The following is an 18,049-nucleotide window of genomic DNA, read 5'->3' as shown; positions in this document are numbered from 1 at the left end:
AATCTAACTTGTTTCTCTTCTTATTTGTTCAATTTTAATTTTTTTTTGTAAACTTCTGCTTTTGTCATAAAGTAAATTAAACTTGATTTTGTTGTTAGTTTTTACAGTAATTGATTTAGCATTTCTTACTTCTAAATTATCTGCTACAGCACTTATTGGTCTCTTTGAAGGATTTAGATTTGTAATATTAATTTTTGTTTTATCATTTACAATTTTACCTTTCCATCTTCTTGGTCTAAATGCGCTTATTGGAGATATAGACAATTTTTTTGAATGAAGACTTAAAATAGGTCCATGAACAGATAAATTATAAGCTGTACTACCAGCTGGTGTTGATACTAAAACACCATCAGAGACTAATTTTTTAATTATTTGTCTTGATCCTTGCTTAATGGATAGCGAAGCTGCCTGCCTACTTTGTCTTAATACTGAAACTTCATTTATTGCTATAGATTTTTTAATTTGATTATTTTTGTTTCTAACTGTCATTTCTAAAGGTGAAATAGAAACCATATTTGCTCTTGATAAATTTTTTATAATATTATTAGAGGAAAATTTATTCATTAGAAAACCATAGTTTCCTGAATTAATTCCATAAAATTGTTTGTTAAGGTTTTTGTTTTTTTTTAATGTTTGAAGCATAAATCCATCGCCTCCAATAACAATAATTAAATTATCTTTATGAAAATTATTAGATTTTATTTTTTTTAATAAAATATTTTTTATACTTAATGATTTTTTATTTTTATCTGAAATAATCTGAAGCTTGCTCATTTAGTGGTGCCCTCGGCCAGACTCGAACTGGCACTCCGCAAGCGGCAAGGATTTTAAGTCCTTTGTGTCTACCAATTTCACCACGAGGGCATTTGCGAACATCATTGTTATATCTTCAATTATTTATAACTCAACTATATTAAATTGTACTGGTAATCTCTAGCCTCTAATACCTCATTTGGTAATTTCAGCTGAACATCTTCAATTTTAATTATTTCGTCCTTTTTAATATCCTTTTTCAATATTGCATTATCAGTTAGACCTAATGGCAATATCATTTCACTTTTAGATTTGAGAGAAGTAATTAATTTGCCTCTTGCACAAAATCCTCCCTCTCCATCAAGTTTTTCTCCAACTTTCAAATTTTTTTTAGCTACACTTCCTACCTCTGCATTATAATTTTTTGTATATCCTGTTGCTCGATTATCAAGCGCTATAGAATATATAGACTGTGCAAGTTCTAAGCCAATATAGTGATAAGGCCTCCATATTGCTGAATAGTTCCCTGTTGAGTCAGTTACCATTCCATAATCTTTAAAACAATTTTTGACATATTCATTTTGAGCTTTAATGACAATGTATACGCCCCATCTTAAATCATTAGGAATATCTTTTTTATCTAAATCAATACTTGATATAACTTCTACTTGACCGTCAAAATCAATTAACCCTCCATCAGTTTTTGGTATTAATTTTTTTGCAATATCATAAACACCAACTGGAGGAAAAGTTAATCCATTTGAGGGACATTTAAGATTTGCAGCATTGCTTACTGCACACATTTCAATTGCTGATTTATCACCACACAAAAAACTGTTAAACATTTTAGGATTCATTCCAGATTCATTTTCAGCTCTTTCTTTAGTTAAACCATAATGACCCCAAACTGTATCAGGTGTTGAGTATTCAAAGGTTGGGTGATACTTGGTTCCCTTTCCTGCACAGATTACGTCAAAACCATTAAGTCTTGCCCATTCAATTTGCTCTAAAATTAATGAAGGCTGGTCTCCGTAAGCCATAGAACAAATAACTCCATTCTCTTTAGCTAAATCTGATAAATATTTTCCACATGTAATATCGGCCTCTACATTAACTAGGATTAAATGTTTTTTACTTTTTAAAATTTTTGCCGCATGAACTGTGCCTACAATAGGATTTCCTGTTGCTTCAATAAAGATTTCAATATTTCTATCAATAATTTGATCAAGAGAATTAGAGAAATTTATTCTAGATATTTCTCCTTCATTTATTCCACTTTTAAAGCAATTTTTTTTTGCTTGATCAATATTTAGATCAACAATGCTATCAATCTCTATTTTATTTAAATGAGAATATTGAGACAGAAACATACTTACAAATTTCCCACATCCAATAAAAGCTACTCTTATTGGGTCTTTTCGTTCCTCTAATTTTGTATGTAAAAACATATCAATTAATACTGTAATGCCTTTATAAGAAATTTTTTATCAAGTTTGCAATCTCTATAACCTCTTTTAACTACATTAAGGTATCTTTCTGTTGGAAACTTAAATGAAGATTTTTTTACCATAGTATAGGTCATGACTTTTTTTCCATAGTAAAAAAAATAATGTTTTTTATAAAGAATTGGAAAGTCTTCATAAACATCTAATTTTTTTTCATCACTTTTTGAAATTTCAAATAATCCACCTGGTACGATAGAATTTTTTTTTGGCTCAATGTCTGCTGCTCTGTATTTGCTTCTAAATGTTAATTTAAAATCTTTTAAATTTATTTTTTTTAAAAAAACACTGTCTTTGCATCTTCGTTTCATTTGAAAATGGTGAAGATTACTACCATAAGCAAAATACAACATTAGCGCTCAACTACCTCAATTTTTTTTTCATTTACGAATTTTAAAATCTGCGAATTACAATCATCAATTTTATTTTGATCTTCAGATCTAATGACTATCGACACCCCTAATTTTCCAGCGTGAAAAAAAGGATAGCTTCCAATTTCAACATCTAAATTGTCATTTTGCACTTTTGTTAGTGAATTCGCTATTTCACTTTCAACAGTTCTTAAGCTTATAGTTAAACTTTTAATTGGTTCACCGCCAACTATATTATTTGTTAATCCACCTAACATTGATTTTAATATCGAAGGAACTCCTGGAAGAGAGTAAACATTTTCAACATTAAATCCTGGAGCACCACTTGTAGGGTTTAAAATTAAATTTGCATTTTCAGGCATCCAAGCCATTTTTTGTCTTCCTTCGTTAAATTCTCCAGGTTGATAATAGGCCTCTAATATTTTGAAAGCTTCTTTGTGAACTTCATATTTTAAACCAAATGCTTTTGAAACTGATTGAGCAGTTATATCGTCGTGGGTTGGCCCAATACCTCCAGTTGTAAAAACATAATCGTATTTAGATCTCAGAAAATTTAATGTTTCAACTATGGTGTTTTCTACATCTGGTATTACCCTAACTTCTTCAACTTTAACTCCAATAGAATTAAGCCAAGTCGCTAATGTTGAAGTGTTAGTATCTTGTGTTCTTCCAGATAAAATCTCGTTTCCAATTATTAAAATTGATGCATTAAATTTTGCTTTTTTGTCCATATGAAATATATAATTTAGTAATGGAATTTACCAAGTCTTTAGTAAAAGGCAAACTAATCAAACGTTACAAAAGGTTTTTTACTGACATAAAAATTGGTAAAGAAGTTGTAACAGCTCATTGTCCTAACACTGGTTCTATGAAAGGTTTATTAGAAGAAGGTAACGATGTTTATTTGTTACCAAATAATGATCCTAAAAGAAAACTAAAATTTGGACTTGAAATAATTAAATCAAGAAAAAATCTAGTTGGTGTGAACACTCATATGGCTAACAAGATTGTTCATCATGGTATTAAAAATAATCTAATTAAAGAATTAAAAAATAACGATACAATTAAGCCAGAAGTCTTCTTTAATAAGGAGACTAGATTTGATTTTTTATTAGAAAAGAACAATCAAAAAAGCTTTATTGAAGTCAAAAATGTTACCTTATTTAGAAATAAAGAAACCGCTGAGTTTCCAGATGCTGTTACGTCAAGAGGAACTAAGCATTTATTAACTCTTATTGATGCCATAAATAAAGGCTATACTTGTTATCTTTTGTTTTTAGTTCAAATTCAAAATATGAAATATTTTAAAATAGCTAAAGATATAGACGAAGAATATTATAAAAATTATTTAAAAGCTAAAAAAGCTGGAGTAAATTTTTTAGCATATAGATGTGATGTAAGTTCAAAAAAAATTTTTATAGATAAAAAACTTAAAATTTTAGATGAGTGAATATAAAGAAAAATTTGAAAAAATGAGAGTTGCTGGAAAATTAGCAGCAAGAACTCTTGATATGTTAACTGAAAACATTAAGGAAGGTGTCTCAACAGATTATATAGATAAATTAGGGTATGAATTTATAAGAGATAATGGAGGTCACTCTGCTCCACTCTACTATAGAGGTTTTACAAAATCTTTATGCACTTCATTAAATCATGTTGTGTGTCACGGAATTCCTTCAGATAGAATATTAAGAGATGGTGATGCAGTTAATGTTGATGTTACTGCAATTGTAGACGAACACTATGGTGATACCAGTAGAATGTTTTGTATTGGTAAAACACCAATTAAATTAAATAATCTTATTGATGCTACTTACGAGTCAATGATAAGAGCAATTAGGATTTTGAAACCAGGAATTAAATTAGGTGATATTGGTTACGAAATTCAATCATTTGTTGAAGAAAAAGGATACTCAGTTGTTAGAGATTTTTGTGGTCACGGTATAAGTACAACGTTTCATGAACCACCAAACATTTTACATTATGGAAGTAAAAACACAGGTCTAGAATTAAAACCTGGAATGACTTTTACAATAGAGCCTATGATAAATTCAGGTAAATATGAGGTTAAAATGTTAAATGATGGTTGGACTGCGGTTACAAAAGATAAATCTTTATCTGCTCAATTTGAACATACGTTAGGAATTACTGAAAATGGTTATGAAATCTTTACAGAATCTGCTAAAGGTTATTCAAAGCCTCCATACTTATAATTAATGATTAAAAGATATTCTCGAAAAGAACTAACTGATATTTGGTCAGAAGAAAATAAATACAAAATTTGGTTAGATGTAGAAGTTGCAGCTGCTGAGGCTATGGAAAAACTTGGTCAAATACCAAGAGGAGTAGCTTCAATTGTTAGAAAAAAAGCAGTTATCAATGTAAATAGAATACATAAAATTGAGTCTGAAGTTAAACATGATGTTATAGCTTTTCTTACCTCTGTTACAGAAAAAGCAGGAATTAAAGCAAGATATTTGCATCAAGGCATGACATCATCAGATGTACTTGATACAAGTTTTAACATTCAATTAGTTCAATCTGGAAAAATAATCCTAAAAGATATTGATCAGATTTTAAAAGTACTGAAGAAGCAGGCAAATAAATACAAAATGACACCATGTATGGGCAGAAGTCATGGAATTCATGCTGAACCAGTTACATTTGGATTAAAATTAGCATCATTTTATGAGGAATTTAAAAGAAACAGAAAAAGGCTTAAAGATGCAATAGATGAAGTATCCACGTGCGCAATATCAGGTGCTGTTGGAACTTTTGCAAATATAAGTCCAAATGTAGAAAAACATGTTGCCAAAAAATTAGGTTTAAAAGTTGAGCCAATATCAACTCAAGTTATACCAAGAGACAGACACGCTTTTTATTTTTCAGTTTTAGGTATTATTGCAGGTTCAATTGAGAGAGTTGCAGTTGAGATAAGACATTTACAAAGAACAGAGGTTTATGAATTACAAGAATATTTCTCAAAAAATCAAAAAGGTTCCTCAGCTATGCCTCATAAAAAAAATCCAATATTAAGTGAAAACTTAACTGGGCTTTCTAGAATGGTTAGAAGTGCTGTAATTCCTGCATTAGAAAATATAGCGCTATGGCATGAAAGAGACATATCTCATTCGAGTGTTGAGAGAAATATTGGCCCTGATGCAAATATTACAACAGACTTTGCATTAGTAAGACTAACAAATATTTTAGATAACATGATTGTGTACCCTAAAAAAATGATGGAAAATTTAAATATAACAAAAGGACTAATTTTCTCTCAAGAAGTCATGCTTGAATTAACTAAATCTGGTTTAAGTAGAGAGAAATCGTACAGAATGGTTCAATCATATGCAAAAAAATGTTTTGCAGAAAATCTAAACTTATTTGATGTGATCTCTAATGATAAGTTTATTATGAGTAAAATTACAATAAAAAGACTAAAATCAATATTTAGTTACGCAAAACACTTTAAAAATGTGAATTTGATCTTTAGAAGAGTTTTTAAATAATGAAAAAGGGAAAAAAACTATACGAAGGTAAAGCAAAAATCATTTATGCAACTAATGATAAAAATTTAGTCATTCAGTATTTTAAAGATGATGCAACCGCATTTAACAATCAAAAAAAATCTACTATTGAAGGAAAAGGTGTTTTAAATAATAGAATTTCAGAACACATCCTCTCCAACCTTTCTCAAATTGGAATTAAAAATCATTTGGTTAAAAGACTTAATATGAGAGAACAGGTTATTAAGTTAGTTGAAATTATTCCGATTGAATTTATTGTAAGAAATGTTGCAACTGGATCTATTACCAAAAGATTGGGAATTGAAGATGGTACAGTTTTAAAAGAACCCCTAATTGAGTATTGCTTAAAGGATGACAAATTAGGTGATCCATTAATTGCTGAGGAGCATATTTTAGCTTTTGATTGGGCTTCAAAAAAAGAAATTGAAAAAGTTAAAAAGATGATTTTGAGAATTAATGACTTTATGATTGGTATGTTCAGAGGCGTCGGCATAAAACTCATTGATTTTAAATTAGAATTTGGAAGACTAAAGGTTGACGGTAAAGATGAAGTGATATTGGCTGATGAAATTAGCCCTGATACTTGTAGACTTTGGGACAGCATAACAGACAAAAAACTAGATAAAGACAGATTTAGAAAAAATTTAGGTGATCTTATTCCAGCGTATACAGAAGTTGCAAAAAGATTGGGTATTTTGCATGAACAATCAAATGTGAGTGCTGTGAATGTTACAAAATTATCTTCTGTTAAAAGAAAGAAAAAATGAAAATCTCAGTAATCATTACCTTAAAAAAAGATGTTTTAGATCCTCAAGGTAAGGTTATTCACCAAACTTTAGATGGAATGGGCTTTAATGACATTAATGAAGTAAGACAGGGTAAGTATTTTGAAATCGATATTAAAGAAAGTGATCCAAAAAAAGCTAAAGATAAAGTTGAAGAAATGTGCAAAAAACTTTTAGCTAATCTTGTTATTGAAAATTATAAAATTATTGATGCACAATAATTAATGAAATCATCCGTCATCACATTTCCAGGATCAAATTGTGATAGAGACATGGATGTGGCTCTTAAAAAATTTGGGTTTAAAAATAAGATGGTTTGGCATGATGATGTTGAATTACCTAAAAGTGATTTAGTCGTATTACCAGGTGGGTTTTCATATGGTGATTATTTAAGATGTGGAAGTATGGCCTCTAAATCTAAAATAATGAAATCTGTGATTAACTTTGCAAATTCTGGGGGGATGGTGATGGGGATTTGTAATGGTTTTCAAATTTTAGTTGAAACAGGTTTGGTTCCAGGTGTTTTATTAAGAAATAAATACTTAGAATTTATTTGTAAAAATGTGTTTGTTAAAATTAATAATAAACAAAATACTTACTTTAAAAATATTGATAATGAAGTTTTAGAGTTTCACATTGCTCATAACGAAGGAAACTATTTTTGTACTAAAGAACAATTAAAAGAAATTGAAGATAATGAGCAAATTGCAATTAATTACTGTGATAAAGAGGGTAAAACTGAAGAACAGTTTAATCCTAATGGATCTATTAAAAATATTGCAGGAATTTTTAATAAAGAAAAAAATGTTTTAGGAATGATGCCCCACCCTGAAAGAATGATTGATCCTTCTCTATCGGGTGAAGATGGTTCTCTTTTTTTTAATAATTTAATCAATAATTTAAAATGATCGTAAATGAACAAGTAGCCATAGATCATGGTCTTAAAAAAGACGAGTATGCTAAAATTTGTGAGCTATTAGATAGAACTCCAAATATTACAGAACTTGGAATCTTTTCTGCAATGTGGAATGAACATTGTTCATATAAATCATCAAGACTTCACTTAAAAACACTCCCAACTAAAGGAAAACAAGTTATCCAAGGTCCAGGAGAGAACGCTGGTGTAGTTGATATTGGGGATAACGATGCAATTGTATTCAAAATTGAAAGTCATAACCACCCTTCATTTATTGAACCCTACCAAGGGGCCGCAACTGGTGTTGGTGGTATTATGAGAGATGTCTTTACAATGGGAGCTCGCCCTATTGCTAACTTAAACTCAATTCATTTTGGATCACCTCAACACAAAAAAACAAAAAATCTATTAAGAGGTGTTGTTCACGGTATTGGTGGTTATGGAAATTGTATGGGTGTTCCAACAGTTGCAGGGCAAACAAACTTTGATAGTTCATATAATGGTAACATTTTAGTCAATGCTATGACTTTAGGTTTGGTTAAAAAAGATAAGATTTTCTATTCAAAAGCAGCAGGTCTAAATAAACCAGTAATTTATGTTGGTTCAAAGACAGGCCGTGATGGAATTCATGGTGCAAGTATGGCGTCAGCTAGTTTTGATGAAAAAATTGAAGAAAAAAAACCAACAGTTCAAGTTGGCGATCCATTTACTGAAAAACTTTTGCTTGAAGCATGTTTAGAGTTAATGGCAGGAGATTCAATTATAGCAATTCAAGATATGGGTGCAGCAGGATTAACGTCATCTAGTATTGAAATGGCATCAAAAGGAAATCTTGGAATTGAAATTAATCTAAATAAAGTTCCATGCAGGGAAACAAATATGACCCCTTATGAAATCATGCTCTCTGAAAGCCAAGAAAGAATGTTAATTGTTCTTGAAAACGGTAAAGAAGAAAAAGCTAAAAAGATATTTGATAAATGGAATTTAGATTTTGCAGTAATTGGCAAAACAACTAATTCTAAAAAAATTGAATTATTTTTTGATAATGAGCAAGTGGCAGATATTCCAGTTAATACATTAGTTGAAAATTCACCTATGTACGACCGTAAATGGAAGAAAGCAAAACTTCCTAAAAAAAATAAAATTAAAAAAGAAGAACTTAAAAATTTAAAAATTATAGATGTTTTAAAGAAAGTTTTATCTCATCCAAATGTGTGTAGTAAAGAATGGATCTGGCAACAATATGATCATACCGTTATGGGTGACACTATTCAAAAACCTGGGGGTGACTCAGGGGTTGTTCGTGTTCACGGAACCAATAAAGCAGTTGCAGCATCAGTTGATAGTTCTGCAGTTTATTGTTGGGCGCATCCATTAACTGGTGGAAAACAAGTAGTTTGTGAAAGTTTTAGAAATTTAATTGCTGTTGGAGCAAAACCAGTTGCTATTACTAATTGTTTAAACTTTGGTAGCCCCGAAAATGAAGAAAACATGGGTGAATTTGTTGAATGTGTTCAAGGCATTGGCGAAGCTGCTAGATATTTAAAATTCCCAGTAGTTTCAGGTAATGTTTCTTTTTACAATCAAACTAAAGATAAAGGTATAAAGCCCACTCCTGCTATAGGAGGTGTTGGTTTAATTAATGACTATAATAAAATGATCACTATGGATTTTAAAGAGATTGATAATGTGGTTTTAGTCATTGGAAAAACTGAAGGACATTTAGATCAAACTTTATTTGCAAGAAACATTTTAAATGAAAAAAATGGTCCTCCTCCTGAAATAAATTTATTTAATGAAAAAAATAATGGAGAAACTTTACTTAAACTTATCGAAAATAATCTTATCAAAAGTGCTCATGATGTTTCTTTAGGGGGAATTATTACTGCAGTAGCTAAGATGTGTATCAAAGGTAAAAAAGGAGTAAATTTAAAAAAACCAAAATATTTAATTAATGAAATGGAGTATTTCTTTGGTGAAGATCAAGGACGTTACATTGTTGAGGTTGGTAAAAAAGATTTAAAAAAAGTCACAGATATATTGAATAAAAATGCAGTTCATTTTGATGAACTTGGTAAAGTCAATGAAAATGAGCTATATATTGATGATAAGACAAAAGTTACAATTGACGAACTAACAAGTTCAAATAAAAAGTGGCTATCAAATTATATGAATAACTAATGGCAATGAATCTAAAAGAAATTGAGAGTTTAATTAAAGAGGCAATGCCTGATGCAATTGTTGAAATCCAGGATTTAGCAGGCGATGGAAATCATTATTCAGCGACTGTAACTTCTTCTCAGTTTTCAGGAAAAAGTAAAATTGAGCAACATAAAATGGTATATAATTCTCTAAAAGGACGAATGGGAAATGAATTACATGCCCTAGCAATTAAAACAAAGGAGCAATAATGGACGATAATACAAAAAGTTTAATTCAAAATCATATTGACAATAATGAAGTGTGTTTGTTTATGAAAGGAACACCAGATGCTCCTCAATGTGGTTTCTCAATGGCTGTTTCAAATATGCTTAAGATTCTTGAAGTAAATTTTAAAGGCGTGAATGTTTTAGAAGATCAAAACATCAGAGAAGGCATTAAAGTTTACAGTGATTGGCCAACAATTCCTCAATTGTATATTAAAAAAGAATTTGTTGGTGGATGCGATATCGTAAAAGAAATGTACGAAAACGGAGAACTAAAAAAAATTCTTGAAAATAAAGGTATTAATTTTAAAAATTAAATTTAGAAATTTTTTTAAATTAAAAAATTATCTAGAGTAATATTCAATTACAAGATTAGGTTCCATAATTACTGGATAAGGAACTTCTTCAAACTTAGGAGTTCTTACAAATTTAACTTTTTTGTTTTTCTCATCCATTTGAATATATTCTGGAGCTTCTCTTTCTTTGTTAGCTAAAGCGATATCAATTATTGCTAATTGCTTGGATTTGTCTCTAATTTCAATTGTATCCTCTTCTTTAACTAAGTAACTTCCAATGTTAACTTTTTTACCATTCACTCTTACGTGACCATGGTTAATTAATTGTCTAGCTGAAAAAATAGTTGTTGCAAATTTTGCTCTGTAAATTACTGCATCTAATCTTCTCTCTAAAAGACCAATTAAATTTTCACTCGTGTCACCCTTAAGCATAGCTGCCTTTTTATAAATATTTCTAAATTGTCTTTCGTTAATATTACCGTAGTAAGCTTTTAGTTTTTGTTTAGCTTGCAACTGAATTCCATAATCAGAAGGTTTAGATGTTTTTGTTTGACCGTGCTGACCAGGTCCATAAGCTCTAGTATTAAAAGGACTTTTTGGTCTACCCCATAGGTTAACCTTTAATCTTCTGTCTATTTTATGTTTAGAGTTTAATCTTTTTGTCATTTAATAGTGGGCTTTATAAACTTACTCTTACTTTTGTCAATCAACGTTTTTTGCCTAAACTTGCAAATACACCAGATAAAATACGCGTTTCTTTAGTTGATAAATCCATCCGGTAAAAGATATTTCTTAAATTTTCTAACATTATTGGCTTCTTCTCTTTTGATTTGAAGAAATTAATCTCTTCTAAATTCTGGATACATAAATTAGCCATGGCGATAATATCTTTTTTAGAGGCAGATTTTACTTTATTTGATTTATTAAATGCGGATACCTTTGAACTGATGATGCTTGATACATATTGAGCAATGATTATTAAACTATGAGATAGGTTTAACGACTTAAAATCAGGATTTGTTGGAATTTGAAGGGTGTAATTGGCATAACTAATTTCATTATTAGATAAACCTGATGCTTCTGATCCAAACAAAAAGGAGACTTTTTTTTTATAATTAATTTTTTTTAAATCTTCTAATTGAATGTGCTTTATATTTTTATTTCTAAATCTCGCAGATGTTGCAATAACAATATCAATATTCTTTAAAGACTTTTCTAAATTTTCATAACTCTTTGCTTTGTTAATAATATTTTTAGCGCCAACTGATGTTGCTAAAATTTTATCGTTAGGAAATATTGGTTTAGGATCTACTACAACCAATTTCTGAAAATTAAAATTTTTTATTCCTCTTGCGCAAGCTCCAATATTTTCTGAAAGCTGAGGTTTGTGTAAAATGAAAGAAATATTGTTAACAGACATTAATCAATGCCATGATTTCTGTTATAGCTAGAAGTAACAGAAGGTTTGATATTGTTTAAATATTTAGGATCTACTGACCAAATAGAAACTTTTAAAGGATAACATTTTGCAACATCAGAGGAATGTTCAGATCCACAATCCCCTCCTGGACAAGCAGAAAGAGCTCCTAAAATATCTGTTTCAGCAAAAAACTCTAGATAATCACCTGGTCTAACTGGACTAGCTTTCATAAAGTATTGTTTAGTATCATTAGTGAAACCAGTAAGCATAAATACATTTAATACATCATGAACTATTTTTTCAGCATGATCTAATTGAACATTTTTTTCTTTAACTAGTGCTCTTGTTAGATTTGAATGACAACAATAGTGGTAAACATTATCGCTTAAAAGCTTTGAAGTATAAGGATCACATCTAGTACCAATTACATCATGGACAGAGCCACCATCTTTATCATAATCATACCAGTCCAAAGTATCCCAAGTTATTGTCGCTAAAGATCTAAGGTATGGAAAGCTACTAAACATTTTATCTCCAACAGAAAGATGTGTCCCATATAAAGCCCTTGTTTTTCCTGAATAAAATTTTTCCTCTAAATTATTTAAATTAAATAAATTTAAATCACCTACTTGTGGACCATCTACACTTTCAATTCTAAAAAACTCACCAAATTTTACCTCGAACGTTTTTGCATCCCTTGGAGGAATAATTATTTCATCTTTTTTAACCAAATGCTCTCTTGCTGAATGTAGAGTGCTTAAATTTTTATCTTCAATAGTGGTATTTGGATAACAAACTATAGGCTTTGCCCCTATTCTACTATCGATATCTGTAGGTTTTTCTGAAAATTTTTTAATTTTCATTTTTATAAACTTCCAGGCGCTTTATCCTTAAATAATTTATAATCTAAACTATCCACTAAAGCTTTAAATGAAGCATCAATGATATTAGGTGATACTCCAATTGTGAACCAGTTCACTCCTTTTGCATCTGTGCTTTCAATACTAACTCTTGTAACTGCTTCTGTACCTGTATTTAAAATTCTAACTTTATAGTCAACAAGTCTTAAATCTTTCAAATACTCAGAATATTTTGCAAGCTTATTTACATTCTTTCTAATTGCATTATCTAAAGCATTAACAGGTCCGTTTCCTTGTCCTTCGCATAAAATTTTGTCTCCATCTACCTCCAATTGAGCTTTAGCATATGATATAATCTCTCCAGTTTTATCTTTCTTTACAGAAACATCGTATTCATTGATTGATATATATCTTGGTATTTCGCCCATTAGTCTTCTAGCTAATAATTCAAAAGAAGCGTCAGCTCCATCGTAACTATAACCAATGAACTCTCTATCTTTAACTTCATCTAAGAGTTTTTTAATTTTTGGGTCACTTTTTTCAACGTTAATTCCAATTGAATTTAATCTAGACATTATGTTTGATTGTCCTGATTGATCTGAAACCACAATATTTCTAGAATTTCCAACCTCTTCAGGATCAATGTGCTCATAAGTTTTAGGGTCTTTTTGAACAGCAGATACATGCATACCACCTTTATGTGAGAAAGCTGAGGCACCAACATAAGGCAAATGTTTATTAGGTTTTCTATTTAATATTTCATCTAGTAATCTTGAGCATTGAGTTAATTTTTTCAAATTTTCTCGATTAATACTAAGTTCAAATTTGTCTGAAAAATCTTTCTTTAAAAAAAATGAAGGTATCAAAGACATTAAATTTGCATTACCACATCTTTCTCCTAATCCATTTATAGTTCCTTGAACTTGTCTTACTCCTGCTTGAACTGCTGCAAGACTATTAGCAACAGCGTTTTCAGTATCATTATGAGCGTGTATTCCTAAATTTTCTCCTGGAATATGTTTGCTTACTTCAGTTACAATTTTAGAAATTTCATGTGGAAGTGTTCCACCGTTAGTATCACACAACACAATCCATCTAGCTCCATTACCATACGCAGCTTTCAAACAAGACAAAGCGTATTCTGGATTAGATTTATATCCGTCAAAGAAATGCTCAGCATCAAACATGAATTCTTTACCTGATTTAACAATATGCTTGGTACTTTCGCTTATGTTGGTTAAATTTTGTTCGTTAGTAATTCCTAAGGCAACTTTAACTTGGAAATCCCATGATTTTCCAAATAAACAAACAGATTTGCTTTTTGAATTAATTAATGATGATAACATTGGATCATTTTCAGCACTATGCTCTGATTTTTTTGTCATGCCAAATGCGGTTAATTTAGCTGATTTAAAATTATGATCTTTGTTAAAAAATTCTGTATCTGTTGGATTAGCGCCTGGCCAACCTCCTTCTATATAATCAACCCCCAACATATCTAATTCTGATGAAATTTTCTCTTTATCATCGATGGAAAAATCAACACCTTGTGTCTGTGCTCCATCACGTAATGTTGTATCAAAAATATAAAGTTGTTCTTTACTCATTTAAATTTCCAAGTCGTTTTACCATCTTTATCTTCTATTAAAACACCTTTGTCTAAAAGCTCATTTCTAATTTTGTCAGCCTCTTCGTAATTTTTGTTCTCTCTAGCTATGTTTCTTTCATCAATTTTCTTCAATATTTCCTCTTCTGAAATAGATGCTTTGCTCATTTTAAAGCTTAACCACTCATCTTTATTTTGGTTTAAAAGTCCTACAAACTGACAAGCAGAAACAAATAAAGTTTTGTCATTTTCATTACCTTTTTGAGCCTTTTCATATAACTGGTGCAAATTAGCTATATAACCTGGCGTATTTAAATCATCATAAAGTGGTTTAAGAACTTCATGAGAAATATTTTCAATATCATTATTATCTACATAAACATTGTACCATTTGTTAATTGTATTTTGGCAATCTTCTAAAAGTTTATCATTCCAATCTAATGGTTGTTTGTAATGAGCACTCATTAAAGCTAATCTTAAAACCTGGCCACTAATCTTGTTTCTAAAATCTTTTATTTTTAAAATGTTACCTTGTGATTTGGCCATCTTTTCATTGGACATAGTAATAAAAGCATTATGTAGCCAAAAATTAGCAAATACCTTTGTGTCATTAGCACATCTCGATTGAGCTATTTCATTTTCATGATGTGGAAATATTAAATCAATACCTCCTCCATGAACATCAAACTCATCTCCTAAAAATTTTTTTGACATCGCAGAGCACTCTAAATGCCATCCAGGTCGACCTTTTCCCCATGGAGACTGCCAAGAAGGTTCATCACTTGTCGATGGTTTCCATAGAACAAAATCTTCTGAGTTTTTTTTATTTTCACTGACTTCAATTCTAGATCCAGCAATTAAATCTTCTAATTTCTTATTTGAGAGTTGGCCATAATCCTTAAACTTTTTTACTTCAAAATAAACATGGTTGTTATTTTCATAAGCAAAACCTTTTTTAATTAATTCAGAAATCATATCAATCATCAAATCAATATTTTCAGTTGCTTTAGGTTGATGAGTTGGTGTTTCACAATTTAAATAATTACAATCTTCACCAAAACTTTCTGTAACTTTATTTGTTAATTCTGAAATTGAAATATTATTTTCTTTTGAAGATTTAATAATTTTGTCATCTACATCTGTAATATTTCTAACGTAAGTAACTTTTGAATATTTTTTCTTAAAAATTTTATAAAGGATATCAAAAACAACTATTGGTCTTGCATTTCCAATATGAGGATCGTCATAAACTGTAGGTCCACAAACATACATTCTTATATTTTGTTCATCTATTGGAACAAATTTTTCTTTTTTGTTTGTAAGATTATTTGTTAAAAAAATATCATTACTCATAATTTTAGAAATATACTTAAATTACAGATTTGTGAATCTATTTGATTAATTTGGAATTTTGCATACTGGAATAGGCTCCATTTTATGCAAATTTTGTTTTCTAATAGTTTCGTATTTTGCTCTATTGGAAGATTTAGGATTATCCATAGCTTCCTCAAGTTCTTCATATTTTAACCCAAGCTGACCTTCATCTGTTCTACCGTCATCCCACAGTCCATCAGTGGGTGCTGCTTCAATAATTTCTTTTAAAATACCAAGTTCTTTGCCAAGTTCCCAAATTTGAGTTTTATTACAATCCGCTATAGGAGAAATATCCACTCCGCCGTCTCCATATTTTGTATAAAATCCAACACCAAAGTCTTCTACTTTATTTCCTGTCCCAACTACTATTCCTTTATTAGCTGCAGCTACTTGGTAAAGTGTAGTCATTCTTAATCTTGCTCTAGAATTTGCCATTCCATGCTCATTATCAAATTTTGATAAACTTGAACTAAAAGCTAAAAACAATTCATCTAAGTTAATTGTATGCGCTTCAACATTTCTAAAATTATTTACTAACCATTCCTGATGTTTTAAACTTAGATCATGTTGATGTGATTTTTGTTTAATTGGCATCGACAAAACAATTGTTTTCAAGCCTGTCATTGCGCTTAAGGTGCTTGAAACAGATGAATCAATACCTCCAGATATTCCTATTACAAGGGACTCAGCCTTAGAAGGCATATTCTCCACATAGTTCTTAATCCAATCTGATATAAACTTTGCTTTTTCTGAGGCGTTCATAATTATAAATTATTTAATTATTAAGATTTTACAATGTCTTAAGATGCCGCTCTGTCTGCATTTTTAGAATACGAGCTATTCTTTTTAATCTCATCAGAAATCATAAAGGCTAATTCTAAAGCTTGGTTGGCATTCAATCTTGGATCACAATGAGTGTGGTATCTTGAAGAAAGATCCTTTTCAGAAATTTTTTGTGCACCACCAATACATTCTGTTACATCTTGACCCGTAAGCTCAATATGAAGACCTCCTGCATAACTTCCTTCACTTTGGTGACATGCAAAAACATTTTTTACTTCATTTAGTACACTATTGAATGGTCTAGTTTTGAAACCTGTTGCAGCTTTTATTGTATTTCCATGACATGGGTCACAAGACCAAATTACATTTAATCCTTCTTTTTTAATTGCTCTGATTAATTTTGGTAAAAATTTTGAAACATTATCTGCTCCAAATCTTGAAATTAAAGTTATTTTGCCTTTTTCATTTTTTGGATTAATTCGATTGCAAAGGTTTATCAAATCATCTGCTTTTAAAGTTGGACCACATTTAATTCCTATAGGATTTTCTATACCTCTACAGAATTCAACATGACCACCATCAAGTTGTCTTGTTCTATCACCAATCCATACAAAGTGTGCAGAAGTGTCATGATTTTCTCCAGTTAATGAATCTGTTCTGGTCATAGTTTCTTCAAATGGTAATAACAAAGCTTCATGTGAGGTCCAAAAATTAACTGTTTTTAATCTTCTGTTAAAATCTGAATTAATCCCACATGCATCCATAAATGCTAATGCATTAGCAATATTATCTTCTAACTCTTTAAATCTTTTTAATTCTGGTGAATTTTTAATAAATCCAAGGTTCCAATTATGAACATTTTTAAGGTCCGCAAAACCACCATGGCAAAAAGCTCTAATTAAATTTAATGTAGCAGCTGATTGAGAATAAGCTTTAAATAATCTCTTTGGATCTGGAACTCTTGCTTTGTCTGTAAATTCCATTCCATTAATATTGTCTCCTAAATAACTTGGTAACTCAACACCATCTTTATTTTCTGTTGGAGCACTTCTTGGTTTAGAAAATTGACCAGCAATTCTTCCAACTTTTACAACCGGTAATGATGCTGAATAAGTTAAAACCAATGACATTTGCAACATTAGTTTGAAAGTATCTCTAATATTGTCAGGATTAAACTCAGCAAAACTTTCAGCGCAATCACCGCCTTGAAGTAAAAAAGCTTTACCATCAACAATATCAGCTAATTGACTTTTTAAATGTCTTGTTTCTCCTGCAAAAACTAAAGGTGGGAAAGTTCCAATTTTTTCCAAAACCTTATCCAATTCTTTTTTATCTGGATATTCTGGTATGTGTTTAACTGGATATTTTCTCCAACTATTTTTTTTCCAATTTTTCATATTCAACCTAGAGGTGTTTTAACAGAGTTTAGA

At 30.2% G+C, this 18,049-nt stretch carries 20 protein-coding genes and 1 tRNA gene; 9 read left to right on the top strand and 12 right to left on the bottom strand.

Annotated features, from left to right (window positions below):
* Positions 1–3: 3 nt before the first annotated feature.
* The 5 genes from ACQY31_RS07900 to ACQY31_RS07880 form a co-directional block, all read right to left on the bottom strand.
* Positions 4–774, bottom strand: a complete 771-nt coding sequence (locus tag ACQY31_RS07900) for an NAD kinase (RefSeq protein WP_428079938.1) — start codon at positions 772–774, stop codon at positions 4–6.
* Positions 775–778: 4 nt separating this feature from the next.
* A tRNA-Leu gene (locus ACQY31_RS07895) sits at positions 779–864 on the bottom strand.
* Positions 865–908: 44 nt separating this feature from the next.
* Positions 909–2,201 (bottom strand): NAD(P)H-dependent oxidoreductase, encoded by a 1,293-nt coding sequence (locus ACQY31_RS07890; RefSeq protein ID WP_428079937.1) that lies wholly within the window; start codon positions 2,199–2,201, stop codon positions 909–911.
* A 5-nt stretch (positions 2,202–2,206) separates the two neighbouring features.
* On the bottom strand, positions 2,207–2,608 hold the full coding sequence (locus ACQY31_RS07885) for a gamma-glutamylcyclotransferase family protein (protein ID WP_428079936.1): 402 nt from the start codon (positions 2,606–2,608) through the stop codon (positions 2,207–2,209).
* Entirely contained in the window at positions 2,608–3,357 is a 750-nt protein-coding gene (locus tag ACQY31_RS07880) for a competence/damage-inducible protein A (protein WP_428079935.1), read from the bottom strand. The genes ACQY31_RS07885 and ACQY31_RS07880 overlap by 1 nt, the downstream gene beginning before the upstream one ends.
* Before the next feature lie 20 nt (positions 3,358–3,377).
* On the opposite strand from ACQY31_RS07880, the gene sfsA reads away from it, so the two are divergent.
* Genes sfsA through grxD form a run of 9 tightly spaced genes read left to right on the top strand, consistent with a single transcriptional unit; the run spans position 3,378 to position 10,597 of the window.
* Positions 3,378–4,076: a DNA/RNA nuclease SfsA gene (gene sfsA / locus ACQY31_RS07875; RefSeq protein WP_428079934.1), complete on the top strand. Its 699-nt coding sequence runs from the start codon at positions 3,378–3,380 to the stop codon at positions 4,074–4,076.
* The gene (map, locus tag ACQY31_RS07870) at positions 4,069–4,839 is read left to right on the top strand and encodes a type I methionyl aminopeptidase (RefSeq protein WP_428079933.1); all 771 of its coding nucleotides are present in this window, start codon (positions 4,069–4,071) and stop codon (positions 4,837–4,839) included. Before sfsA ends, map begins: the two co-directional genes overlap by 8 nt.
* 3 nt (positions 4,840–4,842) lie before the next feature.
* On the top strand, positions 4,843–6,135 hold the full coding sequence (purB, locus tag ACQY31_RS07865) for an adenylosuccinate lyase (protein WP_428079932.1): 1,293 nt from the start codon (positions 4,843–4,845) through the stop codon (positions 6,133–6,135).
* Positions 6,135–6,920: a phosphoribosylaminoimidazolesuccinocarboxamide synthase gene (gene purC, locus ACQY31_RS07860; RefSeq protein WP_428079931.1), complete on the top strand. Its 786-nt coding sequence runs from the start codon at positions 6,135–6,137 to the stop codon at positions 6,918–6,920. The genes purB and purC overlap by 1 nt, the downstream gene beginning before the upstream one ends.
* Complete coding sequence (gene purS / locus ACQY31_RS07855) at positions 6,917–7,159, top strand: phosphoribosylformylglycinamidine synthase subunit PurS (RefSeq protein WP_428079930.1); 243 nt, start codon at positions 6,917–6,919, stop codon at positions 7,157–7,159. The genes purC and purS overlap by 4 nt, the downstream gene beginning before the upstream one ends.
* Positions 7,160–7,162: 3 nt before the next feature.
* Positions 7,163–7,846 carry a phosphoribosylformylglycinamidine synthase I gene (gene purQ / locus ACQY31_RS07850; protein WP_428079929.1) on the top strand — a complete coding sequence of 228 codons (684 nt, stop codon included), beginning with the start codon at positions 7,163–7,165 and terminating at the stop codon, positions 7,844–7,846.
* Positions 7,843–10,035: a phosphoribosylformylglycinamidine synthase subunit PurL gene (gene purL, locus ACQY31_RS07845; RefSeq protein ID WP_428079928.1), complete on the top strand. Its 2,193-nt coding sequence runs from the start codon at positions 7,843–7,845 to the stop codon at positions 10,033–10,035. Before purQ ends, purL begins: the two co-directional genes overlap by 4 nt.
* Positions 10,035–10,265 carry a BolA/IbaG family iron-sulfur metabolism protein gene (locus ACQY31_RS07840; protein ID WP_428079927.1) on the top strand — a complete coding sequence of 77 codons (231 nt, stop codon included), beginning with the start codon at positions 10,035–10,037 and terminating at the stop codon, positions 10,263–10,265. The genes purL and ACQY31_RS07840 overlap by 1 nt, the downstream gene beginning before the upstream one ends.
* On the top strand, positions 10,265–10,597 hold the full coding sequence (gene grxD, locus ACQY31_RS07835) for a Grx4 family monothiol glutaredoxin (protein ID WP_428079926.1): 333 nt from the start codon (positions 10,265–10,267) through the stop codon (positions 10,595–10,597). The genes ACQY31_RS07840 and grxD overlap by 1 nt, the downstream gene beginning before the upstream one ends.
* 27 nt (positions 10,598–10,624) lie before the next feature.
* Here grxD and rpsD read toward each other — a convergent pair whose 3' ends face one another.
* Genes rpsD through ACQY31_RS07800 form a run of 7 tightly spaced genes read right to left on the bottom strand, consistent with a single transcriptional unit; the run spans position 10,625 to position 18,016 of the window.
* A complete protein-coding gene (rpsD, locus tag ACQY31_RS07830) occupies positions 10,625–11,242 on the bottom strand; it encodes a 30S ribosomal protein S4 (RefSeq protein WP_428079925.1) in 618 nt (205 codons plus the stop codon).
* Between the two features lie 40 nt (positions 11,243–11,282).
* Complete coding sequence (locus tag ACQY31_RS07825) at positions 11,283–11,996, bottom strand: RNA methyltransferase (RefSeq protein ID WP_428079924.1); 714 nt, start codon at positions 11,994–11,996, stop codon at positions 11,283–11,285.
* On the bottom strand, positions 11,996–12,859 hold the full coding sequence (locus ACQY31_RS07820; protein ID WP_428079923.1) for an urea carboxylase-associated family protein: 864 nt from the start codon (positions 12,857–12,859) through the stop codon (positions 11,996–11,998). Before ACQY31_RS07820 ends, ACQY31_RS07825 begins: the two co-directional genes overlap by 1 nt.
* A gap of 2 nt (positions 12,860–12,861) precedes the next feature.
* Positions 12,862–14,463, bottom strand: a complete 1,602-nt coding sequence (gene cimA, locus ACQY31_RS07815; RefSeq protein WP_428079922.1) for a citramalate synthase — start codon at positions 14,461–14,463, stop codon at positions 12,862–12,864.
* Positions 14,460–15,815, bottom strand: a complete 1,356-nt coding sequence (cysS, locus tag ACQY31_RS07810; RefSeq protein WP_428079921.1) for a cysteine--tRNA ligase — start codon at positions 15,813–15,815, stop codon at positions 14,460–14,462. Before cysS ends, cimA begins: the two co-directional genes overlap by 4 nt.
* 45 nt (positions 15,816–15,860) lie before the next feature.
* On the bottom strand, positions 15,861–16,598 hold the full coding sequence (nadE, locus tag ACQY31_RS07805; protein ID WP_428079920.1) for an NAD(+) synthase: 738 nt from the start codon (positions 16,596–16,598) through the stop codon (positions 15,861–15,863).
* A 38-nt stretch (positions 16,599–16,636) separates the two neighbouring features.
* On the bottom strand, positions 16,637–18,016 hold the full coding sequence (locus tag ACQY31_RS07800) for a class II 3-deoxy-7-phosphoheptulonate synthase (RefSeq protein ID WP_428079919.1): 1,380 nt from the start codon (positions 18,014–18,016) through the stop codon (positions 16,637–16,639).
* Positions 18,017–18,049 lie beyond the last annotated feature (33 nt).

The sequence above is a fragment of the Candidatus Pelagibacter sp. genome, from assembly GCF_965262185.1.
Classification (GTDB): domain Bacteria; phylum Pseudomonadota; class Alphaproteobacteria; order Pelagibacterales; family Pelagibacteraceae; genus Pelagibacter.
Note: the sequence above shows the minus strand (reverse complement) of the source record. Positions and strands in the feature narration are given on the sequence as shown.